Below are 11,357 nucleotides of genomic sequence, written 5' to 3' on the forward strand. Positions count from 1 at the left end.
CTTTTATGGCACGCCCTTCTCTAAGGCAAGGCGTGGGTAGTAACACAACACCAAGTTGTTCCTTCAGAGGAGAATACACAAAATGTCGAATCTCAATAATGACGGTGGTTTGACCATTCGCGACATCGCCCGCATCACCGGGTACAGCCGCTCGACGGTCTCACTCGCCATTAACGATAGCGATAAGATCAACGATGAAACCAAGACGCTGATCATGGATACCATCAAGCGCGTGGGCTACGTGCCGAATCCGGCCGCCCGTGCACTCGGCGCCCGCAGCCGCCAGGTTGTTGCCGCTCGCAAGAGCCGCGGCGATTCCATGGGACGCATTCAAGTCTGACAGTTCTCCTGAAAGAGCCTGCGCCCGGTCTTCGCGTCAGGCGAAGACCGGGCGCCCTCTATTTCGCTCTCTTCCCAAAACCAGGGACGCACACATTGGCAGATACAGAACCGAAGAAGTCGGCGCAGTCGTCGGCACAATTCGTCAAGCCTCGGCAAGCCCTTTCACGCTGGTGCTACAGGCGAATCTTACGCGGCGGCATGCGCAAGAACGGCACCGTTGGCATACGCCCAAACGGCAACCGCGGCTACAGACAATAACAATCAGAACCCCGGATGGAATGTCCGGCGGGGGTGAAACTCACTGAGGCGCAGTCTTCAGTACGGCGAAGCACGTGTTCGTAATCGTGCGCGCATAGGGACGCAGTTTGCCCTTCAGCCGACCGTAGCGATTGCCCACGGCGCTTTGCATCACCATGCCCAGCAGCAACTGCGTGGATAGCGCGACGTTCTGCTCCGGAATCTCGCCGCGCTTGATCGCGCCGTCGATCACGCTCGTGATGACGTCGACCGGGTTCGCCATATCCTGGCGTACCGCGTCGAGCAATTCGTGCTGCACCAGCAGGACGAATTGGAACCCCTTCGGATCCTCGTCGTACGCGGCATAGAAGCCGTCGATCATTGCGAAGAGCTTATCCTCGATCGCCCGGCCCTTCTGGTCGGCCGCCTTCATCAGGTCGGCGTATCCCTGGAAGTACTGGAAGAACAGGTAGCGGACAAGATCGTCCTTACTGGCGTGGTGGCGATAGAGCGCCCCCTCGGTGACTTCGGCGCGTTCAGCGATCTGGCGAATGCTGGCGCCGTCGATGCCGCACTCGACGAAAAGCTCCAATGCGGCGCGTTCAATGTCTTTCTTTTTCTTTGGCGGGCGAGCCACGACGCGCTTCCTTCCCTTCGAAATGTAAGCAAACGTTGACCGGCTCCCCGAACCAAAGCAACTCCAAATCGCTGCAGTTTCTCTTGTTGCCTCGCGGGGGGTCCCCCTGGACTATGCTGATAACCGAATATAGACAGGGAGGACGGCACGATGTTCCCTCACCGCCGCCTGTTGCTCGCGCTGCTCTGTTTGCCGGCGTTGACGACCTGCACACACGCCCAGGTTTTGCTCAACGGTTCCCACAAATTCGTTACCTCGGATGAGAACGAGATGTTCATCGACCCCCGTCGAGCGGTTGATCGATCCGATTGTGGACAGATCGCCTTCGTTTCTTACGAGGCCCTGCAATACACCTTCCATCGCCTGCTACTCTACGAAACCTTCGAAGGCGGTGGGGCAGGCGAGGTGACCGAACTGCCGAGAGGTTTCAACACCGAAGCCGACGCTGCCTATGATTCCGACTGCAGGCTGTTCGTCTATCTCGCCAGCGGATCCCAGACGGAGACCCGTATCCGCCAGGATGACGGCGCTTTCCTTACTTTCGAGAGGAATCTAGCCATCCCCGACTTCACGGGTGCCGCCTACAATCTGTTGGACTTTTTTCGCGGAGAAGACGGCAATCTGCACGCGGTGCACTTCGCCTATCGGTTTGTTCGAGACGGACGGGCCTCTGAGAAGCGCCTGATTTGGGGCACCTGGCGCAACGGAGCTTGGGAGGACCGCGTTATCAGTGACTACAGCGGCACGATCTTCGGCCCGCTGGACGCGGCTGTGAATGCATATGGGCATCTCTATGTGCTGGCCGATCCGCCGAGTTCCCACAGCTACTCCGAGGATCTGTTCTTCAATGTGTACTCGCCGGAGTTGTCGACATCGGAGAACGTTCGGCCCGCGCCGGGGATGGATTTCCATCCGTTGGAGGCAAGCCTTGCCCTCGGTCCCAATGGCGAGATCTCCATCGCTGGAACATTCATGCAGACCGTCGAGACCGGATCGCCCACTTACATCAACCTTCGTTACTTACGGCGCACCGGGGACAATCAGTGGAACGAGACGTCCATCGCGACAAGCGACGACGACTATCACGGCAGCGACGGCAGCAATTACACGGGCCGCCGGCCACTGCTTGAGTATGACGAAAGCGGAGGTTTGCATCTCGCCTTCAGCGATCATTCGAACTGGCATAATCCCTACAGCGAATCCGAGATTGGCCAGGTGCGTTACGGTTATCTTCCGCCAGGGGGAACTGCCTGGACGCTGACAACGGTCTTCCGTCAGCCTGGGCGCTCTGCCAGTCCAGACCCGTTGCACGGCTTTCGCCTTGGCGGACTCGCGCCTTCTCCCAGCGGCCGCCGCGCAAACATCTTCGGCGCCGAGCGAATCGTCGTGTACAACAACGACCCCTTCGCTGCGCCCGACATCGTGACCATGAATGGTCTGCAATTCGATGTTCAGAACACTCAGGCTGCCTCCGTTGCTGCGCCCAATTACGCCGTGCTGAACTGGCTGCTCGGCCGGCCGTTCGCTGGGGGTGCCCCAGCGGATGGAAACGGCGACGGTGCACTTGGCTCTGCGGATTTGATCGGAACGATCGCACTGGAGCCCTAGCAGGTCCGTATCGCGAAACAAGCCTCATCTCCATTGCGCCGGTCCGGTTCGTTGACGCAGCGTTCCTGTTGCTGCAATTCCCGACCGAAAGGCCCTTCATGTTCGCCAACCTCTGTCGTTTCAGTCTCCTGCTTGCGATTTTGCTCGCTGCCAGCGCCGTCGCTCAGAGTGACGATGCTCCGACCAGCGGCACCACCGCGCTAATTGAGGAGGCCGTGGCTCTCATCGATCAGACCGATGTGCCCATCCAGGAGCGCATTGCCCGCACCGAGGCGATCTTGCGCGAGCACCCCGGAGCAGCCGAAGTCTGGGCGGCCCTCGGTGAACTGCGACGCGACGCTGGAGAGGACGAGGCGGCGCTGCTGGCCTTCGAGCGCGCCGTCGCCAAGGACGATTCGCTGTACTCTGCGTGGCACTGGATTGGGATCCTGAACAAGCGCGAACGCCGCGATCTGGATCGCGCCCTGGAAGCCTTTCAACAGGCGATCGATCACGGGGCCAGGAAGAGCCGCGAGTTGAATGAGATCGCGGTGACGCTGGCTTACAAGGGACGCATGGCCGAGGCGCTGCAAACCTGGGAAGAGACAATCGCCGACGATCCCGGCTGGGCGGTGCCATACGCGAATGCGATCAAGGCCGCCCTCTACCTGGACGATGAAGACAAGGCCCAGGAACTCTTCGAAGCCGGCATCAAAGCCGATGAGTTCGAGGAGAACATCGCGCTGCATTGGGGTCAGTATCTGCTTAACGACGGTGACGAGGATGAGGCAGCCGACGTCTATCGCCGCGCGCTTGAGCGCGCTCCGGAAAATGCCGTGCTGCGGTTCTACTACGGGTTGGCGTTGCGCGAGTCCGGCGACGAAGACGCGGCGATTGAGAATCTGAAGCGCGCCTATACGTTGGGCCTCAAGGAAGGCCGCCCAGATGTCTACGAGGCCGCAAACGAGCAACTGTTTGCGACGCGCTATCCGAAGGAATGGAAGCGCCTTCAGAAGGCCGCCAAGACCGTTTTCGCAAACCACGAATCACAGGAAGACATTGTGAAGGCCGCCGAGAAGGGGCTGAAGATCCTGAACCCGATCATCAGCGATCACCCGGACATCTGGAATGCTTACCTGGTGCGCGGTGTGGCGTATCGACGCATGAACGAACCGGCCCTGGCGAAGCGCGATCTGCGTCGCGTTCTGGAACTGAGTCCCAACGAACCAAACGCCTGCATTCACCTCGCCATGTTGCATCGCGATCTTGACGAAATGGAAGATGCCACGAAGTACGCGCACGAAGCGGCAGAGGCCGCCCCACGCGATCCTTCGATCCTGGCCAACGCAGCATTTGTGTTCCTTGACGCCGACGACTGCAAATCGGCGCGCATGATGTTCGATCGCGCGCGCGACCTTGTCCCGGAGGGCAGTATCCCCGCCGACCAGGATCCCCTGTTCCCGCTGCAGGATGAAATTCAGGCGAACTGCGGCCAATAAGCTCCGGACACCGAGGGACTACCGATCGTGCTGCTTCTGCTCTTCGATGCTCTAGCCTCACTGATTGCCGGCCGCGTCGCCGCGGGGTGGGTGTTTTCCGATGAGGAAACGCCCGACCGGCTGACGCTTTGGCTGCTGTGGTCGATCAGCTTTTTCCTCCTAACCCCATTGGCAATTGGAACCATTGCCGGCTCGCTGACGGTGAAGTCATTGTACGTTGGTTTCAGTATTCTGACTGTGGCCGCGATCATCGCGCACATCGCGATCGGTCGACGCCTGACGTCCTGGAAATACGACAAGGTCGGTCTCGGCGATTCAATCCTGCTGGCCTGGGGGCGCGAGATTCTCGGCGCCTCGTGGAAGGCGCGCTTCGCGTGGGCGATCGTTGTCCTTTGGGTGCTTGGCATGTCGGCGCCCGGTTGGTTTCTGACGCCGCGCACTTGGGACGCCGTCGAATGCTACATGCTGCAACCCGTCGATTACCTTCCGCCGCACGAGTTCTCGCTGTCGCTTCCGTTGCCTGGCGGCCCCGAGCAGTACCGTACGCTCGGCGAGACGTTCCCGAACCTGAAGGGCTTCTGGGCCATCCAGGTGATGCTCGGGCGGGACTCGATGAAGGGCGCCGGCCTCGCACAAGTTCCGTTCCTGTTCATCGCTCTCGTGGCCCTGTGGGGGATCGGACGGCGACTCGAATTGCCCGCCTGGACGACGGCCGTTGGGGCGTTCTTTCTGATCTCAATGCCGGAGGTCATGCTGCAGTCGACTGAGCTCTACACTGACGTCCAGACCAGTTCGACATTGCTGATCGTCTTATGGGCCTTGACCGGCCTGGATCGCGAGGCCTTCCCGCGCCGCTGGATTGTCGTCGCCGGCCTGGCCTTCGGACATCTGGCCGCCGCAAAAGCGTCTCTCCTGATCACCGGCGGCCTTCTTGGGCTCCTGGCCGTGGGGCTGGCGATGCATCGCGCCGGCAAAGGGAAACGCATCCAGTTCGGCGCGTTGATGCTCGCATCTGGCCTTATCGGAGGAGTCGTTCTTGCGGGGCCGTGGCTGCTTCGAGGAGCCATCGTCTACCACAACCCAATCTACCCGATTTCGGTATCCGTCGGCGATCACATGATTCTTCCAGGGACCGGACCAGCAAGTCTGAATACCGGTGTCCTGATGAGTCAGACTGGCTTGACGGAATCGCAGGCCTACTTGAACTCGGCCCTCGAAGGCGGAGGAATTACGCATCTTGGGTTCATCGCGGGCGGGTGGGGACCACAGGGCCTGGTTTTCGGACTGCCCGCTCTCATCCTGCTGGCAGTGCTGGGATTTCGAAGGAACGCGACGCGCTGGCGCCTCATCCTCGCAGTTGTTGCGCTCGTCATTCTGGGTTCGCCGGATCTCTGGTGGCCGCGTTTCGGGCTCCAGGTTCTTATCTTTGCAACCGTCGGCGTGGCTGCATGGATGGCACTGGCAGACCGTTGGCAGCGTATTCTCCTGATGATGCTCCTGATCGTGTTCGCAGGCTGGAATGGGCTGCGCGTTGTCCCATCGATCCTCTTCCGCTGCTATGAACCCATCATACTGGCCTATCCATTCATTACTGGCGACCCGATCCCCCTTTTGGAGGAACATCGTCCCGACGAGTTCGCCGCGCGTGACTTTGCCCGTGAAATAGCCGGCTCTGATCCAGGCGTTCGCATGGCATACATTGGCGATGCCACATACAGGATGCCGCCCATTCGGCTAATCCCCGATGAAATGCGCAACCCACTGGTTCCAACCGGTCGGATTGAAGACACCGATGGGCCGGAAGCGTGGATGGCCGATCTTCTCGATTCGGAAGCGACTCATATCATCCTGCCATTCGGGCGCCCCGAAGGTCGGCTACTCGACGAGCATCCAGAGCATTTCCAGTCATTGTACCGGGATCGTCCCTGGCGAGCGGAGCACCCCTGGGGACCTTCGCAGTATCCACGCGAAGCGGTCTGGGCCATTCAGCGGGAGGGCGCCGATGAATAAGTATCTTTCCCACCTGATGATTGGTTTGGCAGTGGCGGCTCTGATCCTGACCATCATTTATGCTGTTCAACCGGCGCGAACGATGGAGATCAAAGCGCTGAAGGTCGAATTCTACGGCGCGCTCCCCCGGGCCGGCATATCCCTCGATGGCCGTCACACGCGAAACCACCTGGTGGCGGGGAAATTCACCCCGTGGACGCACATGACCTCCCGCGCGATGCTGACGCGATGGCGTGAGCGCGAAGCAGCACCCTTCGCCGTTGAGTCGCTCTACAGTCGCTGGGAATCGGGGTTCTGGCGGCTGCCGACTTTGGGAGAATGGACGGAAACGCTCGAACAAGTCGACCGCGAGTGGCTCGAGCAACGGGCTGAATACAGCGAACCGTGGGAGATATCCGCGGCGGATGCACTCGATCAGAACTGGACGTTCACCGTCTATCCGGCCGACGCAGCCGAACAGATCCCGATTGTCCGTGACGATGAATCGATCGAGTTTACTCTCACCCCGGATGCGCCTCCGACGATCCAGTTCCTCGTCAAGCCGGCCGGCCTTCCAACGGCACGGATCGGCGATGTTCTGCTGGTCGAGTGGGGAGAAGAGGGTTGGGAGATGCCACCGACACTCTACTGGTCAACGACCCAACTCGCAATCAGCGGACGGCGAATGAAGGTCGGAGAGACAACGGAACCGGACACGTCGGCCTACAGTTTTCCGGCCGAGCCGGGATGGATTTGCCATGGGGCGGAGGCCTGGACATGGCGGTTCGATTTTGCTCCGAAGGGCGGAAAGATCGTGCTTCGCGGCTTCCGCGGGGAGGATTCGGGGCGGATTTACTGATATCTCCGCATGAATTCCCGAGTTGACCCGTCGCCTCTGCCCGGGCGAGGCTGTTCGATCATCATACCAAGGGATGGTGTGCTCGTATGAACAAAGATTCGGATGCTCTGGTAGGACAAATCGCGGACGTCGTGATGCAGGTAATGGCCGAGCGCGGCCTTCTCGGTGGGGGAGACGCCCCCGCCGCATCTGCGACGGTTGGGACAGGAACGGCCTGTAGTTTGCCCCACGGCATGGCTGCCCAAGGCCCTCCGCCCAAGCACGATCTCGTGCAGGCCGGCGCCGAGCGCATCGGCCACACCGGCGAGCAGCCTCCCAGCGGCGAGGCCTGCATGCGGCTGTCGAACTACATCGACCATACGCTGCTGAAGGCGACGGCGACCGAGGACGAGATTCGGCGCCTCTGCGAAGATGCTCGGAAGCATCAGTTTGCATCGGTCTGTGTCAACTCGGCTTACGTGCCGCTTTGCAAAGAAATGCTGGAAGGCTCCGGCGTCAGCGTCTGCACCGTCGTCGGATTTCCCCTGGGGTCGATGTCCAGCGAGGCCAAGGCCTTCGAGACCGCCGATGCCGTGACCAAGGGGGCCGACGAAGTCGACATGGTTATCAATGTCGGTAAGCTTCAGTCGGGCGACTTCAAGTACGTCTGCGACGACATTCGGGCCGTTGTGTCCGCGGCGCGCGGCCGCACCACCAAGGTCATCATCGAGACATCCTATCTGAACAACGACGAGATCGTGCATGCCTGTGTGCTCTCCAAGGCTGCAGGTGCAGACTTCGTGAAGACCAGCACCGGATTCGCCGGCGCCGGGGCGAAGGCCGAGCACGTAGCGCTGATGCGCAAGACCGTCGGCAAGGAAATGGGCGTGAAGGCCAGCGGCGGAATCCGTGACTGCGACGCAGCCCGCCAGATGATCGACGCAGGGGCCAATCGTCTCGGCGTCAGCGCCAGCGTTGCCATCGTACAGGGCAAGAAGTCGGACAGCAGCTACTGAGTAAATGACCACAAAACTCATCGAATTGATCGAGTCGTTCCCTGGCCGGCGCGTGCTGGTGGTGGGTGATGCGATTCTGGATCACTATGTCATTGGAAGCGTCAGCCGCACGTCGCCAGAGGCGCCGGTCGCTGTCCTGCGCGTCACGGAAGACGAATGGCTGCCGGGCGGGGCGGCAAACGTCGCGCGTAACCTGGCGGCGCAGCGCTGCCAAGCCACGCTGATTTCTCTTCGCGGCGACGACGAACACGGTCGGCGCCTGGAGGAGTTGCTCGGCCGTGATGCGAGCATTCGTCTCGCGTTTGTCGTCGACAAGACGCGTCCCACAACGCTTAAGACCCGCTGCGTGGCTCAGGGTCAGCAGATGATGCGTCTGGACCGCGAAGAGTCCGGCCCAATCTCCGACACGGTTCGGAAGCGCGTAATGACCGCCGTGCGCCGCGAGATGAAGCAAGCCGATGGGGTGATTCTCAGCGACTATGGCAAGGGCCTTCTGACGACCGCCCTGGTGCAGGAGATCATCGCCGCCGCTCGTGAGTACAACGTTGAGGTGCTGGTCGATCCGAAGGGAACCGACTACTCGCGCTACAAGGGCGCGACTCTGATCACGCCCAATCAGAAGGAAGCCCAGGAGGCCAGTGGCATCTCGATCGTCGACGAGGAATCCGCTCGTGAAGCCGCCCGCATCTTGCAGGCGAAGGTGCGTGGCAAGGCGATCTGCATTACCCTCGGCGGGCGCGGTGTGGCTGTCTTCCCGCGGCGCGGTCGCTCCGTTCAGATTCCTGCCCGCGCGCGCGAAGTCTTCGACGTCACGGGCGCGGGCGACACGTTCATCGCGCTGTTCAGCCTGGCGCGATTCTGCGGCGCGACCTTTCCGCAGGCCGCAGAGATCGGTAATGTTGCCGCCGGCATCGTTGTTGGACGCGCAGGCGTTGCGACCGTTTCTCTCGATGAATTGAAGCGCGAATTCCTCGGCCAGTCTGCCAACCGCAAGGCGATGGGAATGCGCGAACTGGCGGAAGTCTGTCACTCGCTCTCACGAGCCGGCCGGAAGACGGTGTTCACCAACGGCTGCTTCGATGTCTTGAATGTGCGGCACATCCGGCTGCTGGAGCAGGCGCGCGCCCTCGGCGACGTGCTCGTCGTTGCGCTCAACAGCGACGCGAGCGTCCGACGCCTGAAGGGCGAGCCGCGACCGCTGCTGACCGAGTCGGAACGGGTTGAATTGATCGGCTCGTTGCCGTACGTTGACTACATCACGGTCTTCGACGGTGAAACGCCGAACGAACTGCTCGAACGGTTGCGCCCGGATATTCTGGTGAAGGGCACTAACGTTGAGAATGTCGTTGGCCAGGAAATTGTCGAAGGCTACGGTGGCGAGATTCGCCTGCTCGATCTCGGATTCGGCCCCAGCGTCGACGAGGTCATTCATCGCGCTGCCGAGGGCACAGCCCCCAATAAACGTAAGCGAAAAGGACGCACATGAGTTCCGGGCATTTCGTTGATCAGGTTCAGATCCACGTGAAGGCCGGGGACGGAGGACATGGCTGCATTTCCTTTCTGCGGATGAAAGGACAGCCATTCGGTGGCCCCGACGGTGGAGACGGCGGGCGCGGCGGTTCGGTGATTCTCGAAGCCGAACCGGAGATGCTGACGTTGATCGATTTCAAGTCGCGGCATCACGTGAAAGCCCCGCGCGGTGCAAACGGCGGTGGTAAGAATTGCTCCGGCCGCAGCGGCTCCGATGTCGTTCTTAAGGTTCCCCTCGGCACGGTTGCCATCGACGCGGACACGCACGAAGAGCTCGGCGATCTGACGCAGCCCGGCCAGCAGCTCGTAATCGCCAAAGGGGGCGACGGCGGAAACGGCAACCAGCACTATGCGACCCCGACCAACAAGGCGCCGCGGAAAGCGCAGGATGGCTTCCCCGGTGTGGAACGAAATGTCGTTCTCGAGCTGAAGGTCATCGCCGATGCCGGGCTCGTCGGCCTGCCAAACGCCGGCAAGTCGACATTGTTGGCCGCCATGACGCACGCGCATCCGAAGATTGCGCCCTATCCGTTCACGACAATTCATCCGAACCTGGGCGTCTTCGTCGCATCGGACTTCCAGCGTCGGATTACGCTGGCCGACATTCCGGGCCTCATCGAGGGCGCCCATACTGGCCAGGGCCTCGGCCATCGATTCCTGCGCCATATCGAGCGCACACGCGCCCTGGTACATCTCGTGGCACCGGAAGCCGGCACGGACGACGACGGAACAATCACGCTGGCCGACGCGCATCCGGAGACGCTTCTCTACGCGTACGATCTGGTTCGCAGCGAGCTCGAAAGCTACAGTTCCAAGCTCCTTCTGAAGCCCGTTATCGTGTGTTTGAACAAGGTCGATTTGATGTCCGAAGAGGAAGTCGCGGCAATCGTCGACGCCTTCCGAACCGAACGCGACATCGAAGTCCACTTGCTCTCTGCGCAAGACAAGAGCGGAGTAGTGGAACTGCAACGCAAGATCGAGGAACTGGTGCTGGATCCCCCGACCGAGGAATCGGAAGTCCGATCCAGGTCCCTGCCTCAATTCGAACTTCGCGAGGAGGAGTCATGACTCGCCGCATCCTATTTTCGCTGATTCTACCGGTCATCCTCTTGACTGCCGGTTGTGTGAATATCGCGCCCAAGCTCGGCACCGGGCGTGCCGAGGTCGAACGCTTCGAACGCGCCGTGGACGTGAACCCTGCCAACGAGCACGCCTGGTTCCTGCTCGGGAAACGCTTCCTCCAGGGAGAGGATTTCTCGAACGCTGAAAACGCGTTCGAGCACGCGATCGATCTGCGCCCTGACTTCTCCGAAGCCTATGTGGGCATCGGGGTGAGCCGCCTGCAGCGGGAAGACTGGCGCGGAGCAGCCGATGCCTACGAGCGTCTCCTCGCCATCGAGCCGCAGTCCGTCGCGGCATACGAGGGCCTGGCCGCTGCGCACCTCGGCGCAAAAGATATCGACGACGCGGAAGCGGCCGCTCTTGAAGCGCTCAAGATCTACGACGGCGCCCTGCAGGCTCACCGTATCCTTGGCGAAGTCTACTACATTCGCGGCAACTACGCGGGTGCGGTCGAGCAATGGAACATCTCGCTCGAAGAAGGCGAACGCGCCAGCGATCTTCAGCCCCTTGTCGATGATCTGACCCACTACATGCGCAAGTACGGCGCGGACTGATTTCTT

The 11,357-nt window shown here is 61.0% G+C and carries 10 protein-coding genes; 9 read left to right on the forward strand and 1 reads right to left on the reverse strand.

The window, feature by feature from the left end:
- Positions 1 to 82 precede the first annotated feature (82 nt).
- Positions 83 to 340: a LacI family DNA-binding transcriptional regulator gene (locus KQI84_12190; GenBank protein MCB2155637.1), complete on the forward strand. Its 258-nt coding sequence runs from the start codon at positions 83 to 85 to the stop codon at positions 338 to 340.
- Between the two features lie 300 nt (positions 341 to 640).
- Here the strand turns inward: KQI84_12190 and KQI84_12195 are convergent, their stop codons facing one another.
- On the reverse strand, positions 641 to 1,186 hold the full coding sequence (locus KQI84_12195; GenBank protein ID MCB2155638.1) for a TetR/AcrR family transcriptional regulator: 546 nt from the start codon (positions 1,184 to 1,186) through the stop codon (positions 641 to 643).
- A 180-nt stretch (positions 1,187 to 1,366) separates the two neighbouring features.
- Between KQI84_12195 and KQI84_12200 the strand changes: the two genes are divergently transcribed.
- The 8 genes from KQI84_12200 to KQI84_12235 all read left to right on the forward strand — a co-directional run bounded on the left by KQI84_12200 (position 1,367) and on the right by KQI84_12235 (position 11,351).
- On the forward strand, positions 1,367 to 2,824 hold the full coding sequence (locus KQI84_12200; protein MCB2155639.1) for a hypothetical protein: 1,458 nt from the start codon (positions 1,367 to 1,369) through the stop codon (positions 2,822 to 2,824).
- Between the two features lie 98 nt (positions 2,825 to 2,922).
- Positions 2,923 to 4,302 (forward strand): tetratricopeptide repeat protein, encoded by a 1,380-nt coding sequence (locus tag KQI84_12205; GenBank protein MCB2155640.1) that lies wholly within the window; start codon positions 2,923 to 2,925, stop codon positions 4,300 to 4,302.
- A 27-nt stretch (positions 4,303 to 4,329) separates the two neighbouring features.
- Positions 4,330 to 6,312 (forward strand): hypothetical protein, encoded by a 1,983-nt coding sequence (locus KQI84_12210; protein ID MCB2155641.1) that lies wholly within the window; start codon positions 4,330 to 4,332, stop codon positions 6,310 to 6,312.
- A complete protein-coding gene (locus KQI84_12215) occupies positions 6,305 to 7,150 on the forward strand; it encodes a hypothetical protein (GenBank protein ID MCB2155642.1) in 846 nt (281 codons plus the stop codon). Before KQI84_12210 ends, KQI84_12215 begins: the two co-directional genes overlap by 8 nt.
- A 332-nt stretch (positions 7,151 to 7,482) precedes the next feature.
- Positions 7,483 to 8,145, forward strand: a complete 663-nt coding sequence (gene deoC, locus KQI84_12220; protein MCB2155643.1) for a deoxyribose-phosphate aldolase — start codon at positions 7,483 to 7,485, stop codon at positions 8,143 to 8,145.
- A 4-nt stretch (positions 8,146 to 8,149) separates the two neighbouring features.
- Positions 8,150 to 9,631, forward strand: a complete 1,482-nt coding sequence (gene rfaE1 / locus KQI84_12225; GenBank protein MCB2155644.1) for a D-glycero-beta-D-manno-heptose-7-phosphate kinase — start codon at positions 8,150 to 8,152, stop codon at positions 9,629 to 9,631.
- Positions 9,628 to 10,743, forward strand: a complete 1,116-nt coding sequence (gene obgE / locus KQI84_12230; protein ID MCB2155645.1) for a GTPase ObgE — start codon at positions 9,628 to 9,630, stop codon at positions 10,741 to 10,743. Before rfaE1 ends, obgE begins: the two co-directional genes overlap by 4 nt.
- Positions 10,740 to 11,351 carry a tetratricopeptide repeat protein gene (locus KQI84_12235; protein MCB2155646.1) on the forward strand — a complete coding sequence of 204 codons (612 nt, stop codon included), beginning with the start codon at positions 10,740 to 10,742 and terminating at the stop codon, positions 11,349 to 11,351. The genes obgE and KQI84_12235 overlap by 4 nt, the downstream gene beginning before the upstream one ends.
- Positions 11,352 to 11,357: the final 6 nt, after the last annotated feature.

The sequence above is a fragment of the bacterium genome (assembly GCA_020444065.1).
GTDB lineage: Bacteria > Sumerlaeota > Sumerlaeia > SLMS01 > JAHLLQ01 > JAHLLQ01.